Origin of the sequence: Micromonospora sp. CB01531, assembly GCF_001905095.1 — a bacterium.
GTDB lineage: Bacteria > Actinomycetota > Actinomycetes > Mycobacteriales > Micromonosporaceae > Micromonospora.
Genome location: NZ_LWLS01000104.1, coordinates 1 through 18,481, shown reverse-complemented (window position 1 = coordinate 18,481; position 18,481 = coordinate 1). Strand labels below are relative to the sequence as shown.

The following is an 18,481-nucleotide window of genomic DNA, read 5'->3' as shown; positions in this document are numbered from 1 at the left end:
TGTGCGGGCTGACGGGCGGCCCGGTTTGGGTGTCGGGCCTGGTATGGCGTACGCTGGCCTGCGGCGCACTTTGGTGTGCCGAGTTCCCGCGTGCCCGCGCCGCCGGTGTCACAGCTACCCGGCGAGTCGCCGTGGGAACGACCGCCAGCAGCCTCAACGACAGGGAGTCCGCCTCCGATGTACGCGATCGTCAAGACCGGCGGCAAGCAGTACAAGGTCGCCGAGGGCGACGTGATCGAGGTCGAGAAGCTCGCCGGTGTTCCCGGCGACGCGGTGAAGCTCACCGCGGTGCTCCTCGTCGACGGTGACGACCTGGTGACCGACGCGGCGCAGCTTGCCAAGGTTGCGGTGTCCGGCGAGATCGCCGCGCACACCAAGGGCCCGAAGATCCGGATCCACAAGTTCAAGAACAAGACCGGCTACCACAAGCGCCAGGGTCACCGCCAGCCGCTGACCCAGGTCAAGGTGACCGGCATCTCCAGCGGGAAGTAGGTCGTCCTCCAATGGCTCACAAAAAGGGTGCGTCCAGCTCGCGTAACGGTCGTGACTCCGCGGCCCAGCGGCTCGGCGTGAAGCGCTTCGGTGGTCAGGTCGTCAACGCCGGCGAGATCATCATCCGCCAGCGTGGCACCAAGTTCCACCCCGGTGACCTGGTCGGGCGCGGCGGCGACGACACGCTCTTCGCGCTGGCCGCCGGTGCGGTCCAGTTCGGTACCAAGCGCGGTCGCAAGACCGTCAGCATCGTGCCGCAGCAGTAGTTCGCAGGCGTTGCGGGCCGTGGACCTCGGGTCCCGGCCCGCTTCGCTTTTCTCATGCGGGGTGGGCCCCGCTGGAAGGATTGAGATCGTGGCGATGTTCGTTGACCGGGTCGTCCTGCACCTGCAGGCCGGCGACGGCGGGCACGGCTGTGTCTCGATCCACCGGGAGAAGTTCAAGCCCTTCGGTGGCCCGGACGGCGGCAACGGCGGCCACGGCGGCAGCATCTCGCTGGTCGTCGACCCGCAGGTGCACACGCTGCTCGACTTCCACTTCCGGCCGCACGTGAAGGCCGAGAACGGCAGGGGCGGCGCCGGCTCGAACCGGGACGGCGCCAACGGCCAGGACCTGGTCATCAAGGTGCCGAACGGCACCGTCGTGCAGACCTCCGACGGTGAGGTGCTGGCCGACCTGGTCGGCGCGGGGACCACCTTCGAGGCGGCCCGGGGTGGCCGGGGTGGCCGGGGCAACGCCTCGCTGGCCAACGCCCGGCGCAAGGCACCCGGCTTCGCCGAGCTGGGCGAGCCCGGCGACCGGCTGGACGTGGTGCTGGAGCTGAAGAGCGTGGCCGACGTCGGCCTGGTCGGCTTCCCGTCGGCCGGCAAGTCGTCGCTGATCTCGGTGATCTCCGCCGCCAAGCCGAAGATCGCCGACTACCCGTTCACCACCCTGGTGCCGAACCTGGGCGTGGTCCGGGTGGACAACCACACCTTCACCGTCGCCGACGTGCCGGGCCTGATCCCCGGCGCGGCCACCGGCAAGGGGCTGGGCCTGGAGTTCCTCCGACACGTCGAGCGCTGCGCCGTGCTGGTGCACGTGATCGACACCGCGACGCTGGAGCCGGGCCGGGATCCCCTCGCGGACATCGACGCCATCGAGGCCGAGCTGGCCGAGTACGGCGGCCTCGCCGACCGGCCCCGCCTCGTCGCGCTCAACAAGATCGACGTACCGGACGGCCGGGACCTCGCCGAGATCGTCCGGCCTGACCTGGAGGCGCGCGGCCTGCCGGTCTTCGAGGTCTCCACGGCCACCCGCGAGGGGCTCAAGGAGCTGACGTACGCGGTGGCCGAAGTGGTCGAGCAGGCCCGCAGCGCGGCGCCGCCGGCCGAGCCCACCCGGATCGTGATCCGCCTTAAGGCGGTCGACGACGCCGGCTTCACCATCGAGGCGGAGGAGGACGGCTCGTTCACCGTCCGCGGCACCCGCCCCGAGCGGTGGGTCCGGCAGACCAACTTCGACAACGACGAGGCGGTGGGCTACCTGGCCGACCGGCTGGCCCGGCTGGGCGTCGAGGAGAAGCTGGCCAAGGCCGGCGCAAACCCCGGCGACCTGGTCCGCATCGGCGACCGGGAGTTCGACTGGCAGCCGACCCTCTACGCCGGCGTCGACTTCGTCCCGGGCAACCGGGGCACCGACATCCGGCTGGAGGAGAAGTCGACCCGCGCGTCGGCGGCCGAGCGGCTGGAGGCTCGCAAGGCCCGCCGGCAGCGCCCGGCCGACGAGATCGAGGCGGCGGCGCAGGACGCGGACGACGACGAGGACTGGGAGTAGTCCCTTTCCGTCCGTGATCGGGTCGTTGGCCGGAAACCTCCGCGAAATCCGGCCGACCTAGCGTTACGGCATGTTGATCGAAGCCCGTCCCGCCAACGATCCCGAGCTTGCCGCCTTGGTCGTCGCCCAGCAGCGTGAACTGCGGGACGTCGACGGGGGGCCGGCCGGCCAGGTAACGGTCACTCACGACGACCTCCGTTACCTGGTGGTGGTGGCCGGCGGGCGGGCAGTCGCCTGCGGCGGGATCCAGTCGCTGGATGCCGAGACCGGCGAGCTGAAGCGGATGTACGTCCGGCCGGCGTACCGGGGGCGGGGCATCGGGCGGCAGTTGCTGGCCGCCCTGGAGGAGTTGGCCTTCCGGCAGGGGCACACCACGCTGTGCCTGCAGGCCGGCACCTACGTCCCGGCCGCCATCGGCCTCTACCGGTCCTGCGGCTACCAGCCCATCCCGGGGTACGGGGAGTACGACCACAACCCGTACCGCGTGTGCTTCGCCAAGCAGCTGCCGGTGGCCGCCTGACGGCTGGCGGCGGTGGCCGCCGGGCGGCTGGCGGACCCGCGCGGCGGCCCGGTCAGGCGCCCGTCTCGGCGTGCGCGGCGGTGACCGGCTTCGACTCGGGGCTGGCGTGCTGGCGCAGGACGACGCTCAGCAGGATCAGCACGCCCACGGCGAGGAACTCGCTCTGCCAGTTCTGCATGGACTGGAACCAGAAGTCGCTGGTGCCGAGGAACTGCCAGGCGCTGATCGGGGCGGCCCCTCTCTGCAACGCCTGCTCCTCGTTGTATTCGGCCACGCCGCCGAACACGTGGCCGAGGAACGAGCCGACGAAGATCAGCAGCAGGGCGAGGGACAGGCTGTTGCGGTAGACCACGAGTGGGAGGCCCCCGGCGCGGACCGGCCAGGGCGAGTCGGGCGTGGCCCGGCGCTCGTCGTCCTCCGGGCGGTCGCCCTGGTCCTCCGGCTTCGACTCGGCCGACCCCTTCTGCACCAGGTACGCGGTGAGCAGCACGTAGCCGCCCATCTGGAGGAACTCCGACTCCCAGTTCTCGAAGACCGCCTCGGCGAAGTGCCCGGTGCCCAGGTACGCCCACCAGCTCAGCGGCGCCGCCCCGTACTGGGTCAGCTCCTCGTTGTGCGTCTGCCAGCCGAACACGCTCTGCAACAGCAGGAAGATCAGGAACGCGCCGAGCATGGCGACCGTGAGCGCGTTCTCCCGCAACCACCGCGGCATCGCTGGACCTCCTCGTCCCGGGGGCACTCCCGTGGCGGTCCTCCTGCCCCGGCCGGTGACCGCGCAAACCCTGCAGAGGGTGCCGCGCCAGCCGTCCCCGATCGGGTGAACGCACAGGTCAGGGCCGGTCGAGCGGGGTGTCCAGCCGGCCGCCGGTGCCCGCGCGGGGGGACAGCAGCAGCCCCAGGAGCAGCATGCCGAAGCCGAGGAACAGGTGCAGCCAGTTGTCGGCGTCGTTGAACGGCACGAAGTTCGCCGAGCTCTCTCGATCGACGCCGAAGCCGTACAGCCAGATCACCAGATAGACGGCGCCGCCACCGGCGAGGAACAGCCGCGCCCCGCCGACCCGGCGGGCCAGCACCAGCCCGACGAGGCCGAAGACCAGATGGATGAGGTTGTGCAGGATCGACACCTGGAACAGGTAGAACAGCTTCGCCTGGGAGTGGTGGCCGGCGAACGCTAGGTCGCCAGAGTGCTCGGTGACGCCGGGGATGAAGCCGAGCACGCCGATCAGCACGAAGACGGCGGCCACCAGGAGGGCGGCCTTCTGGATCGCCGGCCGCTGCCCGGCCGGGGCGGGTCCGCGCACGTCACGTGCCATCGCTGTCACCTCCGTTGCTCAGCCGCCGCCCGGGCGGGGCAGACCCACCATTGTGAGATCGGGGCGGGGCGGCTCCGCAGAGAAATGACGAATCAGGCATGGGCCGGACGCCGGGTAGGTCGATGGCCCATCGGCCGCCGTTTCGACGCCTTCTCGCCGGGTAGCGCTGCGGGACGCGGGCGCGCTCCGGCGCCCGGGTCGAGGAGGCGTGATGACCAGCAGTGGTACGAGGTGGGTGCTCGGCGGCGCCGCCACCCTGACCGGGTTCGGGGTCGGCCGGATGGTGGCCCGGCGGCGGCGCCGGCACCAACCCGACCGGGAGGGGGGCTGGTACGTCGTCCACCGGGGGATCACCGTGCACCGGCCGAGGGATGCGGTGATCGGCTTCTGGACGGATCAGGAACGGCTGGACCGCGGGCTGGCCGAGTGGGCGACCCTGGAGCGGCTCGACGACAACCGGTGGCGCTGCGTGGCCAGCGACCCGGCGGGCGGCGGCACCGAGTGGCGCGCCGAACTCACCGTTGACGGTCCGGGCCGGCTGACCTGGCGGGTGACGGAGGGGCCGATCGCCCAGCGGGGCCGGGTCGAGCTGGTCCCGGCGCCGCAGGACCGGGGCACCGAGATCCGCGCCGAACTGCGCTGGCGGTCCGGCCGGATACGCAGAGTGCTCGGCTTGGCCAGCCGGCACGACCCCGACCTGGCCCTGCGCAGCGCACTCCGCCGGATCAAGTCGCTGATCGAGACCGGCCAGGTGCTGGACACCCGGCACGACCCGTCGGGACGCAGCCCGAAGCAGGAGCAGGCGACGGACCGGATCCGGGAGGCGCTGACGGTGGGGGGTCGACCGTGAAGGCGCTGTGCTGGGAGGGCGTCCGCAAGCTGGCCGTACGCGACGTGCCGGAACCGACGATCCGCTCGGCCGGCGACATCATCGTCAGGGTCCGGGCGAGCAGCGTCTGCGGTTCGGACCTGCACCTGATCAACGGCTACCTGCCGGCGATGCGGGAGGGCGACATCCTCGGCCACGAGTTCATGGGCGAGGTGGTGGAGACCGGCCCGGACGTACGCCGGATCAAGGTCGGTGACCGGGTCGTGGTCGGCTCGGTGGTGGCCTGTGGCGGCTGCTGGTACTGCCGTACCGAGCAGTACTCGCTCTGTGACAACTCCAACCCGCAGCCGGTCTTCAGCGAGAAGCTGTGGGGCCACGCGCCGGCCGGCATCCTCGGCTACTCGCACGCGGCCGGCGGCTACTCGGGCAGCCATGCCGAGTACATCCGGGTGCCGTTCGGCGACGTCGGGGCGTTCACCGTCCCCGAGGGGGTGCCGGACGACTCGGTGGTGTTCGCCTCCGACGCCATGCCGACCGGCTGGATGGGGGCCGATTTCTGCGGGCTGAAGGGCGGCGAGGTGGTCGCGGTCTGGGGCGCCGGCGGGGTGGGCCAGATGGCCGCCCGGTCCGCGCAGATCCTCGGCGCCGAGCGGGTGATCGTCATCGACCGGCTGCCGGATCGGCTCGCCGCCGCAGTGCAACGGTGGGGCGTCGAGACGATCAACTACGCGGATACCGACGTGCTGGAGGCGCTGCGCGAGCTGACCGCCGGGCGCGGGCCGGACGCCTGCATCGAGGCGGTCGGCATGGAGTCGCACGACGTGGGGCCGAGCTACGCGTACGACAAGGGGAAGCAGGCGACCCGGCTGACCACCGACCGGCCGACCTCGGTCCGGCAGGCGATCATGGCTTGCCGCAAGGGCGGCACGGTGAGCATCGTCGGGCTGTACGGCGGCCTGGTCGACAAGTTCCCGCTCGGCGCGGCCATGAACAAGGCGCTGGTGCTGCGGATGGGGCAGATGCACGCCCAGCGCTACATCCCGATGCTGCTGGACCGAATCGCGGTCGGCGAGGTCGATCCCGGGTACCTGGCCACCCATCCGATGTCCCTGGAGCAGGGGGCCCGGGGCTACGAGATCTTCGAGAAGAAGGAGGACGGCTGCCTGCGTACCGTCCTGCACCCGCAGGCGGCCTGACCCGGGCCACGGCGGCCGCCTCCCGCGCGCGGCCGGAGGTTCACTCCGCCCGGCGTATCCCGTCGATGAGGAACCCGCTGGGCGGCCGGGCTGGCACCCGGCTCAGGTCGAGCGCCAGGTCCTGCGGCGGGACCCGGTAGCTCATCGCGCAGGTCAGGTTGGCGACCGCCCGCTTCATCAGCTCGATGGTGAGCCACTCGCCGGCGCAGCGGTGACCGGTGAGGTGGTCGCCACCGCCCTGCGGGACGAGGCTGAACGGGTCGCCTCGCCAGCCGGTGAACCGCTCCGGCCGGAACTGTTCCGGGTCCGGCCACAGCCGCGGGTGGTGATTGGTGCCGTACAGGTCGAGCAGCACCCGGCGGCCCTGCGGAAAGGGATGCCCCTGCCACTCGAAGGAGCGCCGGACCCGGGCCGCCGTCATGGCGAAGAGGGGGTAGTAGCGGCGTACCTCCTGCACGAAGTTCTCGATGGCCGCGTCGTCGCCGCGTAGCCGTTCCCGCCACTGCGGATGGTCGTGCAGGGCCAGCGCGGCGAAGACCACGAAGCGGTCGACCGCGACCGTCGGGCGGAGGACGTTCAGCAGTTCCACCGCCGCGATCCGGCGGGGTAGCAGCCGGCCCTGCTCGTCCCGGTGCTCGGCGACCACCCGCAGCGCGCTGCCCTCCGGCGCGGGCAGGTCGCCGGTGCGGGCCTGCTCCACCAGATCGGCGGTCCAGCGTTCGGCGCGGCGGCGGCCGAGCAGTCCCCGCCAGTGCCGGGGACCGACCGTGGTCGGGGAATCGATCATGGCGTGCAGGTCGCGGGTCCGGCGCGGCCCGTCGGTGCCGGCGAGCGGTACGCCTGACCAGGCACAGACCGCCCGGGTCAGCAGCCGGCCGACCTCCTCGCGGAGCACGACCGGACCGGCTGCAGCCCAGACCGGGATGCGGGCCCGCCACTCGTCGTCGAAGAGCTGCCCGAGGTGGCGGATCGCGGTGGCGCTCATGATCGACATGAGCATCGCCTTGCGCGTCCGGTGCGCCACGCCGTCGAGCCCCTGGACGCCGCCGACGCCGGTCAGGGTGCGCTGGAACCGCATCGGCATGGCGCCGCGCCGGACGAACCGGTCGTTGTCGTAGAACAGCTCGGCGGCGGGGCGGCCGCGCAGGCAGATGGTGGGTTCCAGCAGCAGCCGGGTCTGGAAGATGTCGCTGCCGTACCGGTCGCAGCGGTCGCCGACGAACCGGTACCCCTCGCGGAGAAAGGCCAGCGTGCTGTCCGGACTGCGGTCGGTGGGGATGGTGCTCATCTGCTGCTCCTGACGCGGCTCGGCGACGGTGCCCGTCTACCCGTGCCGGGGCGGGCGAATCCCGCCCGTTGGGGCGTTGGTGTAGCAGCTGCGGCGGGCCCTGGGAGGGGCCAGCCAAGCACGGGAGCTGGCCCCTCCCAGGGCACGGAAAAGCTGATTGGCTCAGTTCGGGGACCGGCGGCGGGCCGGTCGCTGATCCGCCGGGCGCGACCGGCGGTGGTCACCGGCGACGGGGAGGACGGATGCGGGACAACAGGGCAGCGCACTGGCGGCAGCGGCGGGCGGTGACCGGGCTGAGCGTGCGTCCCGGCGACCGCGAGGAGTCAGTGATCGCACCGCCCCGGCGGTCCGGGGCCCGACCGCCCCGGTTCTTCACCGTGCACCTCGGCTTCGAGGCCGTCGATCCGGCTGTCGCCCGGGAGTTGGCCGTCGCGTACGCCGAGGCGCTGGGGCTGCTCCGCCCGGAGCTGGCGCTCGGCGCCGCGGCGCTCTCCCCGGCCGACGCCTGGCACCGCGCGGAGCGGCTGTTCTGCGGGGCGCTCGGGCCCGACGGCGAGCGGTGCGCGGACGTGGCCGGCCATCCGGGCTTCCACCACGCGCCCGGCCCCGGCGGTCTGGGTTGGGGCGACGGTGACTGAGCCCCGGGGCTCACTCCAGGTCGAACTCGCCGTCCTGGGCACCCGCGACGAAGGCGTCCCACTCGCCCTGGGTGAAGACCAGCACCGGCCCGTCCGGCTCGGCCGAGTTGCGCATCCCGATCAGGTCGTCGACGAAGGCCACCTCCACCGCGCCTTCGGAGGCGTCACCCTCGGCCCGCTGCCAGATCGCTCGGGAGAGGTCGAAGTCGCCCTTGGGGTGCTGACCCATGTCGTTCCTCCATCGCCACGCGTCACCGGGGGGTCCGTCCGGATCCCCATCGGGCAGGATAAGCGGATGCCGAGCCTGACCCGTGTAGAGGCGACCGCGCGTGGCGCGTTGATTACCGTCGAGTCCTACCAGGTGGACCTCGACCTGACCGGTGCCGGCGAGCGGTTCCGCTCGACCGTCACGATCCGGTTCCGGGCGACCCCCGGCGCCGACACCTTCGCCGAGGTGAAACCCGTGAACCTCCTCGGCGTACGGCTCAACGACCGGGACCTCGACCCGGCCGTCCTCGACGACAACCGGCTGCCGCTGACCGGGCTGGCCGTGGAGAACACCCTTACGGTCAGCGCCGAGATGGCGTACTCGAACACCGGCGAGGGCGTGCACCGGTTCGTCGACCCGGCCGACGGCGAGACGTACCTCTACGCCATGTCCTTCCTCGACGACGTGCAGCGCATCTTCGCCGCGTTCGACCAGCCCGACCTGAAGGCGCCGGTGATCCTCTCGGTCACCGCCCCGCCAGAGTGGACCGTGGCCGCCAACGGGCGGCTCGCCGAGCGGCCGGCGCCCGGGCGCTGGGAGTTCGCCCCCACCGAACCCCTGGCCACGTACTTCTTCACGCTGATCGCGGGCCCCTGGCACGTCCGTCACGACGAGCACGACGGCATCCCGCTCGGCCTCTACTGCCGGCGGTCGCTGGCCGCCCACCTGGACGCCGACGCCGACGAGATCTTCACGGTCACCCGGCAGTGTCTCGACCGGTTCCACCAGCTCTTCGCCGAGCGCTACCCGTTCGGCAAGTACGACCAGGCGTTCATGCCGGAGTTCAACGCCGGAGCGATGGAGAACCCGGGTCTGGTCACCCTGCGCGACGACTACATCTTCCGCTCCGCGGTCACCGACACCCAGCGGGAGCTGCGGGCCACCACGATCGCGCACGAGATGGCGCACATGTGGTTCGGCGACCTGGTCACCATGCGCTGGTGGGATGACCTCTGGCTGAACGAGTCCTTCGCCGAGTACCTGGGCACCCGGGTCACCGCCGAGGCCACCCGGTTCGACCGGGCGTGGACCACGTTCGCGATGCGCCGCAAGGCGTGGGGGTACGCGGCCGACCAGCGCCCCTCCACCCACCCGGTGGCCCCGGCGGAGGTGCCCGACGCCGCCCAGGCCCTGCTCAACTTCGACGGCATCTCGTACGCCAAGGGCGCCAGCGTGCTGCGCCAGCTCGTCGCCTGGGTCGGTGACGACGCCTTCCTCACCGGCTTGAACGCGCACTTCGCCAAGCACCGGTTCGGCAACGCCACCCTCACCGACCTGCTGGAGAGCCTGAGCACGGCGAGCGGGCGGGACCTGGCCGACTGGGCCGCCCGCTGGCTGCGCCGCCCGCAGGTGAACACGTTGCGGATGGTGACCGCGGTGGACGCCGACGGCCGGTGGAGCGAGGCGGCGGTGGTGCAGACCGCGCCGGAGGCGTACCCGGTGCTGCGCCCGCACCGCATCGGCGTGGCGCGCTACGCTCCCGACGCCCCGGTGCACCGCTTCGAGGTGGATCTGGACCCGGACGCCGACGGCGGCCGCACCGAGCTGACCGAGCTGATCGGGCAGCCGGCCGCCGGCCTGCTGCTGCCCAACGCCGGTGACCTCACCTTCGCCAAGATCCGGCTCGACCCCGCCTCCGCGGACGCGGTGCCGATGCTGCTCGCCGGGCTGGACGACCCGCTGGCCCGGGCACTGCTCTGGGGCGAGGCCCTGGACGCCGCCACCGACGGCGAGCGTCCGGTGGCCTCGGTGGTCTCGCTCATCGCGGCGGCGCTGCCGGCCGAGACCGAGGTGATCATCGCCGAGGACGTGCTCACCCTCAGCCGTGGCCTGGTCGACCGCTATCTGGAGCCGCTGGCCCGGGACGCGGCCCTGCTTCGGATCGCGGAGGCGTGCGCCGCGCTGCTGGCCGGCGCCCCGGCCGGGGGTTCGCTGCAGCTCGCCGCGGCCCGGGGCCTGATCGGCGCCACCGCCGACGCCGGGCTGCTGGCCGGTTGGCTGGCCGGCGACGGCGTGCCGGAGGGGCTGGCCGTGGACGCCGACCTGCGCTGGGCGCTGCTGCACCGGCTGGTCGTGCTCGGTGCGGCCGGCGAGCCGGAGATCGCCGCCGAAGCGGCCGCCGACCGCAGCGCCACCGGCGCCGAGCGGGCCGCGAGCTGCCGGGCCGCGCTGCCCGACGCCGACGCCAAGCGGGCCGCCTGGGAGATCATCACCAGCAGCACTGAGCTCTCCAACCGGCTCGTCGAGGCGACCGCGGAGGGCTTCTGGCAGCCGGAGCAGGCCGAGCTGACCGCCGGATACGTCGAACGGTACTTCGCCGACATGCCGGCGGCGGCGCGGCTGCGTACCCCCTGGATGGCCGACCGGGTCGCCACCCTGGCCTTCCCCCGCTACGCCGTGGCGCGGTCCACCCGGGACCTGGCCGCGGCGCTGCTGGCCCGCGACGACCTTACGCCGGGCCTGCGCCGGCAGGTCGTCGACCGGGACGACGATCTGCGCCGCGCGCTGGTGGCGCGCACGGCGGTGGCCGCCGCCTCGGCCTGACCGTTCGTGGGCGGCGCGCCGAAACGGGGCGCGCCACCCACGGCGCGGGTTCAGCGTGCGGCCGTCGTCACGGGGGCGTCCCAGTCGATGACGTACCGCTGCTCGGGGCCGAGCGTCTTCTCCGGGTTCATCGCGATCCGCATCAGCATCGGCATGAGCACCGGCATCAGCGCCCGGGCCATCGGGCCCGGTGCCTTCGTGCGGTTGATCTTCGCCGCTCGCGCGGCGACCGCCTCCACCCGGCCGCGGCGCAGCCGCTCGTAGGCGGCGAACGCGGACGGGATGTCGGGCAGGTCGCGCAGGCAGCGGGCCAGCTGCACGGCGCTCTCGATGGCCAGCGAGGCACCCTGGCCGGAGCTGTTCGACGGCGCGTGCGCCGCGTCGCCGACCAGCACCATTCGCCCGCGGTGCCAGTGCCGCACCGGCGGCATGATGTGCAGCGAGCCCACCACCTGCAGCTCGTCCTCGCGGCTGGTGAGCATGAGCTCGCGACCCGGGTCGTCGTCGGCGTACGCGGCCCGCAGCGTCCGCATCCAGTCGGCCGGCGGCACGGCGCGGGCCTCGGTGAGGCTCATCGGCCGTTGCTGCGGCAGGTTGACGCCCCACCAGGTGCCGCCGCCCGGCTCCGGCCAGTAGAGGTAGTAGCCGCCCCGGCCGAAGGCGAAGGTCATGGTGCCAGGTTCCACCTCGACCTCGTGCCGGGCCACCGCCTCGAAGCCGAGCAGCCCGGTGAACTTCGGTCCGACGGCGTCCGGGTCGATCAGGGCGCGCACCGCCGACCGGATGCCGTCGGCGCCGATGAGGACGTCCCCCGTCGCCGTGCTGCCGTCGGCGAACCGGGCGGTGATGCCGCTGCCCGTCTCCCGCACGTCGACCAGGCGCTTCCCGTGCTCGATGACCACCCCGTCGGCGTGGGCGCGGTCGTGCAACACGCGGTGCAGTTCGTTGCGGTGCACCACCTGCAGCGGCGGCACACCCGTCAATCCCGGCAGGGCGATGCGCTTGCGCCCTACCGCCATCACCATTCGAACCATCGGATTGCCGATCGCGGTCACGGCCCGGTCCGCGTCGACGGCGCGCAGCGCGGCGACACCGTTGGGGCGCGAGCCCGAGCGTGCCGCCGGCGCCGTTGGTGGTGCTCGGGTACGCCTCGTACACGGTCGCGGTGATGCCCGCCCGGTGCAGCGCCAACGCGGTCACCGGACCGGCGATGCCGCCGCCGATCACGATCGCTGTTCTCACTGTGGTCACGGTTCCCTCCCAGGGATCGTCGGTTGCGATGCGTACGAACCGACCTGGAGGGAGCCCAGCTATCCTCGTGGTTGCCGCTTCGGGCCGGGCACCTTCGGGTGTCGGTTCGAGGTAAGGGCCCCGGCCTGGTGTTGGCGCACCGTGCCGGGGCCGTCCATCACGGTGCGGAGCCGCTCCTCTCCCCGGGCCCGTCCGGCTCGGTCGGCAGCACGCCGGTCTCGTGGAAGGCCCGCCACTCGGCCAGGCCCGGGTAGCTGCCCGAGCCGAGCTCTGCCAGCAGCGCGCGGACCCAGGCCACCTCCGCCTCCCGGATGGCCAGGTCGTATTCCGACTCGACCAGGAACAGGCGTGGCAGGGTGCGCAGGTGCTCCGCGAGGGCGGCGCGTTCGGCCCCGACCTCCTCCTCCAGCACTGCCAGCCGCCGGCGCAGCAGGGCCGTCGCCTCCTCGGGGTGCAGCACGGCGAGCACCGACAGGCCGGCGCGGAAGCGGGACTGCTCGGCGACCGGGGTCGAGACCAGCTCGCGGGTCCAGTCGACCAGCTCCGCCCGGCCGGCGTCGGTGATGCGGTAGACAGTGCGCTCAGGGCGCCGCCCCGCGCGGACGCTCTCCACGGCCGCGATCAGGCCGTGCCGCTCCAGGTTGCGGACCACGGTGTAGAAGGACCCCCACTTGATGCCCATGTCGTGGTCCTTGCCCCAGCCGCGGAGCGTGGTGGCGATCTCGTATGGGTGCATGGGCCGCTGGACGAGGGCGGACAGCACGGCCAGGGCCAGCAGGTTGCCGACCTTCCGCCGCCCCGACATGCCGCCCTCCCGTGATGCTCGCCTCCGATTACTCGCTGACGAGTATATGGCCGACCGGACGATCGGGGAAGCCCGGCCGGAACCGCCCCGAAGCGCGGGCGCCGGCAAGGGGCGAGACTGCCGACGTCCCGCACCGGCCTACGATCGCGGGGTGGAGGAAGACATCAGGCGGATCGGGATCATGGGCGGTACCTTCGACCCGATCCACCACGGTCACCTGGTGGCGGCCAGCGAGGTGGCGGACCGGTTCGGCCTGGACGAGGTGGTCTTCGTCCCCACCGGCCAGCCGTGGCAGAAGGCGGACGAGGTGGTCAGCTCCGCCGAGGACCGCTACCTCATGACGGTGATCGCCACCGCCTCCAACCCCCGCTTCCAGGTGAGCCGGGTCGACATCGACCGCGGCGGCCCGACGTACACCGTCGATACCCTGCGCGACCTGCACGCTGAGTACGGCCCGAAGGTCCAGCTCTTCTTCATCACCGGTGCGGACGCGCTGGAACGCATCCTGTCCTGGAAGGAAGTGGACCGGATGTTCGAGCTGGCCCACTTCATCGGGGTGACCCGCCCCGGGTTCGAACTCTCCGACAAGCACCTCCCCGCGGACACGGTCAGCCTGGTACAGGTCCCGGCCATGGCCATCTCCTCGACCGACTGCCGCGCCCGGGTGGCCCGGGGTGAGCCGGTCTGGTACCTGGTGCCGGACGGTGTGGTGCAGTACATCGCCAAGCGGCGCCTCTATCAGCGGTGAAATCTTCCCGAACGCGAGCGCTTGTCCGGGTAATCGGCCAGAACTGACAAGTCGTCGCGCGTCCCGGTGTGAGAGGCTTGGAGGATCGCACGGTTGATCGAAGGAGAACGGTGACAGTTTCCGAACGCGCTCATGAGCTGGCGATGGCCGCCGCACAGGCCGCGGCCGACAAGAAGGCGCAGGACATCGTCATCATCGATGTGGGCGACCAGCTCGCCATCACCGACGCGTTCCTGCTGGCCGCCGCTCCGAACGAGCGCCAGGTGCTCGCCATCGTCGACGCCATCGAGGAGCGCCTGCTGGAGCTGCCGGAGAAGGCCAAGCCGGTCCGGCGCGAGGGCGAGCGGGGTGGCCGTTGGGTGCTGCTCGACTACGTCGACATCGTGGTGCACGTGCAGCACACCGAGGAGCGCGAGTTCTACGCCCTCGACCGGCTCTGGAAGGACTGCCCGCAGATCCCGTTCGTGGACCGGGACCTGGCCGACTCCACCGCCGGCACCGCCAGCGCGGAATGACCCGCCTGATCATCTGGCGGCACGGCAACACCGACTGGAACGCCGCCGGCCGGGTCCAGGGGCAGACCGACGTCCCGCTCAACGACCTCGGCCGTGAGCAGGCCCGCGCCGCCGCGCCCGTGCTCGCCGCGCTGCGCCCCGACGCCATCGTCGCCAGCGACCTGCGCCGGGCCGCCGACACCGCCGCCGCCCTCGCCGCGCTGACCGGGCTGCCGGTACGCACCGACGCCCGGCTGCGGGAGCGCCACTTCGGCCAGTGGCAGGGGCTCGCCCTCGCCGAGGTCGCCGAGCGCTTCCCCGACGAGTACGCGCGCTGGCGCGCCGGCGACCCCGACCCGGGCGCCGGTATCGAGAACCTCGACGACCTGGGCAAGCGCCTCGGCGCCGCCATGCAGGACGCGGCCGACCTGGCCCTCGGTAGCACCGTCGTGGTGACCACGCACGGCGGCGGCGCCCGGCAGGGCGTCGGCCACCTGCTCGGCTGGGACCACGCCGTACTGCGCGCCGTCGGTTCGCTGGCCAACTGCCACTGGACCGAGCTGCGCCACGACGACGTCCGGGGCTGGCACCTGCGGGCGCACAACGTCGGCCTCATCACGCAGCCGGCGCTGACCGACGCGGTCTGACTCATCCGGCCCGGGCGTGCCGGGCCGGCATCGGCTAGCGTGCCGGTCATGCCCGTCGCGGTCGTCACCGACTCCACCGCCTACCTCCCGCCGGAGCTGGTGCGCGCGCACCAGCTCACCGTGGTCCCGCTGACCGTCGTGCTCAACGGCGCCGAAGGGCGGGAGGGGGTCGAGACCTTCCCGGACGACGCCGCCCGGGCACTGAGCGGCCGGCGGGTCTCGGCCAGCACCTCCCGCCCGGCCCCGGAGCAGTTCGCGCAGGTCTACCGCCAACAGCTCGCCGCCGGCGCCAACGGCGTGCTCTCGGTGCACCTGTCGGCCGAGCTGTCCGGCACGGTGGAGGCCGCCCGGCTGGCCGCCGCCGAGTTCGGCGACCGGGTCGCCGTGGTCGACAGTCGCTCGACGGGGATGGGTCTGGGCTTCCCGGCGCTCGCCGCCGCCGCGGCCGCCGCCGAGGGAGCGGACCTGTCCGGGGTACGCCAGGCGGCGGTCGACGCCATCGCCCGGACCACCATCTTCTTCTACGTGGACACCCTGGAGTTCCTGCGCCGGGGCGGCCGGATCAACGCGGCCGAGGCCCTGCTCGGTACCGCCCTGTCGGTGAAGCCGATCATGCACATGCCGGACGGCACGATCGTGCTCCGGGACAAGGTCCGTACCGCCAGCCGGGGCATGGCCCGCCTGGTCGACCTGGCCGTCGAGGCGGCCGGCGACGCCGAGGTGGACCTGGCGGTGCACCACCTCGCCGCCCCGCAGCGCGCCGAGCAACTGATCGCGGCGCTGACCGAGCGCCTCGGCGCCCGCCTGCACGACACGTACGTCACCGAGGCCGGGGCGGTCGTGGCGGCGCATGCCGGACCGGGACTGGCCTGCGTGGTTGTGCACCGCCGCCCTTCCTGACCGACGCCGCCTCAGCCGCGTGCCGGCACCACCCGGCGGGTGCGCGGCTTCGGCGAGGTGGCGGCATCCAGTGCGCCCGGACACCGCAGTTTCGCCGATGCGGCTGCGGATAGCGCGCGCCATCCGGGCCCGGGAGAATGACGTCGTGTCGTACGTGGTGACCGGCGGGGGCCGGGGCGTCGGACGGGCCATCGTGGAGCAGCTCGCCGCCGACGGCGGCACCGTGGTGGTCGTCGAGCAGGACCCGGACGCGCTGCGCTGGCTGGCCGAGCATCCCGCCGCCGACCGGCTGCGGCCGGTGCTCGGCGACGCCGCCGACGAGGAGGTCGCCGGGCGGGCCGCCGACCTGGCCGAGGCGGCCGGCCCGCTGGCCGGCTGGGTCAACAACGCCGCCGTGTTCCGGGACGCCGCCCTGCACACCGCGCCCGCGGCCGAGGTGTTCGAGCTGATCGCGCGGAACCTGCGCCCCGCCGTGGTCGGCGCCGGCACCGCGGTACGCCGGTTTCTGGCCGCCGGCACCGGTGGCGCGATCGTCAACGTCTCCTCCCACCAGGCCCGCCGGGCCGTGCCGGGCGCCCTGCCGTACGCCACGGCGAAGGCCGCCGTCGAAGGGCTCACCCGCTCGCTCGCCGTCGAGTACGGCGTCCGGGGCGTACGGACCAACGCCGTCGCGCTCGGCTCGATCCACACCGAGCGGCACGCCGCCTTCCTCGCCGGACGGGAGCCGGCCGAGGCGGAGTGGATCACCGCGGAGCTGGCTCGGCTGCACCCGCTGGGCCGGATCGGGCGTACCGGGGAGGTGGCCGAGGTGGTCGCGTTCCTGCTGTCGGAGCGGGCCAGCTTCGTCAACGGGGCGACGATGCCGGTGGACGGCGGCCGGGCAGTGTTCGGCATCGACCCCGAGGCGAGGTGAGCATGGACCGACCACCGATCGTCCTGGTGCACGGCACCCGCTTCGCGCGCGGCCAGTGGCAGCCGCAACTGGCCGCGCTCGCCGCGGAGTTCCCGGTGGCCGCGATCGACCTGCCCGGGCACGGCCGCCGGGCGGCCGAGCCGTGGGACCTGGACCGGGCCGCCGACGTGGTGGCCGAGGCCGTCCGCGACCTCGACGCCGGTCCCGCACTGGTGGTAGGTCACTCGCTCGGCGGGTACGTCTCGCTGCACGTCGCCCGACGGCACCCGGACCTGCTCGCCGGGCTGGTGCTGATGGGCGCGAGCGTGGCCACCACCGGGCCGCTGACCGTGCCGTACCGGCTGATGGCGGCACTGGTCGCGCGGCTGCCGGCGGCCCGGCTCACCGCCTGGAACGACCGGCTGCTGCGCCGCCTGTACCCGCCGGAGGTCGTCGGGGCCACCCTCGCCGACGGCTACGCCTTCCACACCCTGCCGGTGGCCTGGCGGGACGTCATGGGCCGGTTCGACGCGACCAGCCTGGCTGCCGTACGCGCCCCAGTGCTTATCCTCAACGGGGAACGGGACCGGCTGTTCCGCTCCGGGGAGCAGGAGTTCGCCCAAGCCCGCCCCGGCACCCGGATCGAACTGGTCCCGGGCGCCGGACACCTGGCCAACTTCGACGCCCCCGCAGCGGTCACCGAGGCGGTACGCCGGTTCGCCCGCGAACTGTCGCCTGCCGCCCCGCCCGATAGCACGGTTCGGGCATGAACAGGTCGTTGTCCACAGGGGATCCGCCTGTCCAAAGCCTGCCTGGTCCTTCCTGAACACCACCCGTCGTGCGACCTAACCACGCGCCGTCTCAGACGACGACGAGAGCGCGGTGCGCCGGCGGCTGTCCCGGCTGTTCACCCGGGACGCCCGCCGCGAGCCGGACTGGCCGACCTTCGACCTGCTCCCGGCGGCACCCGCCACGCCCCGACCGCGCGTACCCGGGGAGCCGGGCCGGCGTTCCGATTCGGTCATGCCGCCGGTCACCGGCTCCGCCGAGGCTGACGCGCCGGAGCCCATCCCGGATCCGCCGTCGCGGCTCTCCCGGCTGCCCGGGCCGGGCGCGTTCGATCCCGGTCGGCGGGGCGTCCGGGCGCTGGCCGTCGTCGCCGTCGTCGTGGTGCTGGAGGCCGGGGTCTGGGCCTGGCGGTCCCGCCCGCACGCCGAGCCGGTCCGGCCGGTGTCGACGGTCGCCGCCGCGGACGAGCCACCGCCGTCCCCGGTCGCCTCGTCCGGGGCGAGCGGCGAGGTGGTGGTCGCGGTCGCCGGCAAGGTACGCCGTCCGGGCCTGGTCCGGCTGCCCGCCGGCTCGCGGGTCGGCGACGCCCTCGAGGCGGCCGGTGGCGCGCTGCCCGGTGTGAGTCGGGCGCGTTGTGCTACTTGATGCCTCGCTTACTTCTCGCAGCGCCCGGAGGCCCGCCCCTCAGCGATCACCTTGTCGACGCCCTTGGCGTAGTCCGCCATTGAGTCGGCGTCCGGCTGGTACCGCCACTGCCCGTCCTCGTACCGAATCTCGGACATCCCGGCGACGATCGACCGCTTGAAGTTCACCACGGCCTTATCCTCACCCTCCAGCCTGGCGTTCGTGATCTCGAAGGTCAGGCCGGTGATGGTCTTGCACTCGGTATGCAGGCGGGCGTACTCGTCGCGGGTGATCGCCGTCTTGCCCTCCTTGGTCCAGAGGTCCCATGCACCCTTCCAGTCGCCAGCTGCGTAGGCGTCGAATTCCTTCTGAGAATCCATGGCCTACCGTGGGCCGCCTCGAAGGATGAGAATCGGGGTGGGGTCGGC

At 73.0% G+C, this 18,481-nt stretch carries 22 protein-coding genes; 15 read left to right on the top strand and 7 right to left on the bottom strand.

All coding sequences use genetic code 11. The features are described 5' to 3' along the window. Window positions 1–177: 177 nt before the first annotated feature. The 4 genes from rplU (at window position 178) to A6A27_RS31545 (ending at window position 2,827) form a co-directional block, all read left to right on the top strand. Window positions 178–492 (top strand): 50S ribosomal protein L21, encoded by a 315-nt coding sequence (gene rplU, locus A6A27_RS31560; RefSeq protein WP_073838296.1) that lies wholly within the window; start codon window positions 178–180, stop codon window positions 490–492. A gap of 11 nt (window positions 493–503) precedes the next feature. Beyond that, window positions 504–758 (top strand): 50S ribosomal protein L27, encoded by a 255-nt coding sequence (gene rpmA / locus A6A27_RS31555; RefSeq protein WP_073838295.1) that lies wholly within the window; start codon window positions 504–506, stop codon window positions 756–758. Window positions 759–846: 88 nt separating this feature from the next. Then, window positions 847–2,307: a GTPase ObgE gene (obgE, locus tag A6A27_RS31550; protein WP_143194270.1), complete on the top strand. Its 1,461-nt coding sequence runs from the start codon at window positions 847–849 to the stop codon at window positions 2,305–2,307. Window positions 2,308–2,377: 70 nt separating this feature from the next. Beyond that, window positions 2,378–2,827: a GNAT family N-acetyltransferase gene (locus tag A6A27_RS31545; protein WP_073838294.1), complete on the top strand. Its 450-nt coding sequence runs from the start codon at window positions 2,378–2,380 to the stop codon at window positions 2,825–2,827. 52 nt (window positions 2,828–2,879) lie between these two features. Here A6A27_RS31545 and A6A27_RS31540 read toward each other — a convergent pair whose 3' ends face one another. Next, complete coding sequence (locus tag A6A27_RS31540; RefSeq protein ID WP_073838293.1) at window positions 2,880–3,539, bottom strand: DUF6766 family protein; 660 nt, start codon at window positions 3,537–3,539, stop codon at window positions 2,880–2,882. A gap of 118 nt (window positions 3,540–3,657) precedes the next feature. Continuing rightward, window positions 3,658–4,140 (bottom strand): DUF4383 domain-containing protein, encoded by a 483-nt coding sequence (locus A6A27_RS31535; RefSeq protein ID WP_073838292.1) that lies wholly within the window; start codon window positions 4,138–4,140, stop codon window positions 3,658–3,660. 211 nt (window positions 4,141–4,351) lie between these two features. Between A6A27_RS31535 and A6A27_RS31530 the strand changes: the two genes are divergently transcribed. Beyond that, the gene (locus A6A27_RS31530) at window positions 4,352–4,990 is read left to right on the top strand and encodes an SRPBCC family protein (protein WP_073838291.1); all 639 of its coding nucleotides are present in this window, start codon (window positions 4,352–4,354) and stop codon (window positions 4,988–4,990) included. Further along, on the top strand, window positions 4,987–6,165 hold the full coding sequence (locus A6A27_RS31525) for a zinc-dependent alcohol dehydrogenase (RefSeq protein ID WP_073838290.1): 1,179 nt from the start codon (window positions 4,987–4,989) through the stop codon (window positions 6,163–6,165). Before A6A27_RS31530 ends, A6A27_RS31525 begins: the two co-directional genes overlap by 4 nt. Before the next feature lie 40 nt (window positions 6,166–6,205). Here the strand turns inward: A6A27_RS31525 and A6A27_RS31520 are convergent, their stop codons facing one another. Further along, window positions 6,206–7,453 carry a cytochrome P450 gene (locus A6A27_RS31520; protein ID WP_073838289.1) on the bottom strand — a complete coding sequence of 416 codons (1,248 nt, stop codon included), beginning with the start codon at window positions 7,451–7,453 and terminating at the stop codon, window positions 6,206–6,208. Window positions 7,454–7,695: 242 nt separating this feature from the next. On the opposite strand from A6A27_RS31520, the gene A6A27_RS31515 reads away from it, so the two are divergent. Further along, a complete protein-coding gene (locus tag A6A27_RS31515; RefSeq protein ID WP_073838288.1) occupies window positions 7,696–8,091 on the top strand; it encodes a hypothetical protein in 396 nt (131 codons plus the stop codon). Between the two features lie 10 nt (window positions 8,092–8,101). Here A6A27_RS31515 and A6A27_RS31510 read toward each other — a convergent pair whose 3' ends face one another. Continuing rightward, window positions 8,102–8,320, bottom strand: a complete 219-nt coding sequence (locus A6A27_RS31510) for a DUF397 domain-containing protein (RefSeq protein WP_073838287.1) — start codon at window positions 8,318–8,320, stop codon at window positions 8,102–8,104. A 66-nt stretch (window positions 8,321–8,386) separates the two neighbouring features. Between A6A27_RS31510 and pepN the strand changes: the two genes are divergently transcribed. Further along, window positions 8,387–10,903, top strand: coding sequence for an aminopeptidase N (gene pepN / locus A6A27_RS31505; protein WP_073838286.1), 2,517 nt, complete (start codon window positions 8,387–8,389; stop codon window positions 10,901–10,903). A gap of 50 nt (window positions 10,904–10,953) precedes the next feature. On the opposite strand, the gene A6A27_RS31500 is transcribed toward pepN, so the two are convergent. Together A6A27_RS31500 and A6A27_RS31495 are read right to left on the bottom strand one after the other, a co-directional pair. Beyond that, the gene (locus A6A27_RS31500; protein WP_241825535.1) at window positions 10,954–11,928 is read right to left on the bottom strand and encodes an FAD-dependent monooxygenase; all 975 of its coding nucleotides are present in this window, start codon (window positions 11,926–11,928) and stop codon (window positions 10,954–10,956) included. Window positions 11,929–12,311: 383 nt separating this feature from the next. Next, complete coding sequence (locus A6A27_RS31495) at window positions 12,312–12,959, bottom strand: PadR family transcriptional regulator (RefSeq protein ID WP_073838285.1); 648 nt, start codon at window positions 12,957–12,959, stop codon at window positions 12,312–12,314. A gap of 151 nt (window positions 12,960–13,110) precedes the next feature. Here A6A27_RS31495 and nadD point away from each other — a divergent pair, with 151 nt between their 5' ends. From nadD to A6A27_RS31460, 7 genes are all read left to right on the top strand, one after another. Continuing rightward, a complete protein-coding gene (gene nadD, locus A6A27_RS31490; RefSeq protein WP_073838284.1) occupies window positions 13,111–13,707 on the top strand; it encodes a nicotinate-nucleotide adenylyltransferase in 597 nt (198 codons plus the stop codon). A 110-nt stretch (window positions 13,708–13,817) separates the two neighbouring features. Further along, window positions 13,818–14,222 carry a ribosome silencing factor gene (gene rsfS, locus A6A27_RS31485; protein WP_073838283.1) on the top strand — a complete coding sequence of 135 codons (405 nt, stop codon included), beginning with the start codon at window positions 13,818–13,820 and terminating at the stop codon, window positions 14,220–14,222. Continuing rightward, window positions 14,219–14,848, top strand: a complete 630-nt coding sequence (locus A6A27_RS31480; RefSeq protein ID WP_073838282.1) for a histidine phosphatase family protein — start codon at window positions 14,219–14,221, stop codon at window positions 14,846–14,848. The genes rsfS and A6A27_RS31480 overlap by 4 nt, the downstream gene beginning before the upstream one ends. A gap of 48 nt (window positions 14,849–14,896) precedes the next feature. Continuing rightward, window positions 14,897–15,748: a DegV family protein gene (locus tag A6A27_RS31475; protein ID WP_073838281.1), complete on the top strand. Its 852-nt coding sequence runs from the start codon at window positions 14,897–14,899 to the stop codon at window positions 15,746–15,748. Window positions 15,749–15,845: 97 nt separating this feature from the next. Continuing rightward, on the top strand, window positions 15,846–16,661 hold the full coding sequence (locus tag A6A27_RS31470; RefSeq protein WP_073838280.1) for an SDR family NAD(P)-dependent oxidoreductase: 816 nt from the start codon (window positions 15,846–15,848) through the stop codon (window positions 16,659–16,661). A 2-nt stretch (window positions 16,662–16,663) separates the two neighbouring features. Continuing rightward, a complete protein-coding gene (locus A6A27_RS31465; protein ID WP_073838279.1) occupies window positions 16,664–17,410 on the top strand; it encodes an alpha/beta fold hydrolase in 747 nt (248 codons plus the stop codon). 112 nt (window positions 17,411–17,522) lie between these two features. After that, the gene (locus tag A6A27_RS31460; protein ID WP_443190019.1) at window positions 17,523–18,074 is read left to right on the top strand and encodes an SLBB domain-containing protein; all 552 of its coding nucleotides are present in this window, start codon (window positions 17,523–17,525) and stop codon (window positions 18,072–18,074) included. 8 nt (window positions 18,075–18,082) lie between these two features. On the opposite strand, the gene A6A27_RS31455 is transcribed toward A6A27_RS31460, so the two are convergent. Next, a complete protein-coding gene (locus A6A27_RS31455) occupies window positions 18,083–18,433 on the bottom strand; it encodes a hypothetical protein (protein ID WP_073838278.1) in 351 nt (116 codons plus the stop codon). Between the last annotated feature and the right edge of the window lie 48 nt (window positions 18,434–18,481).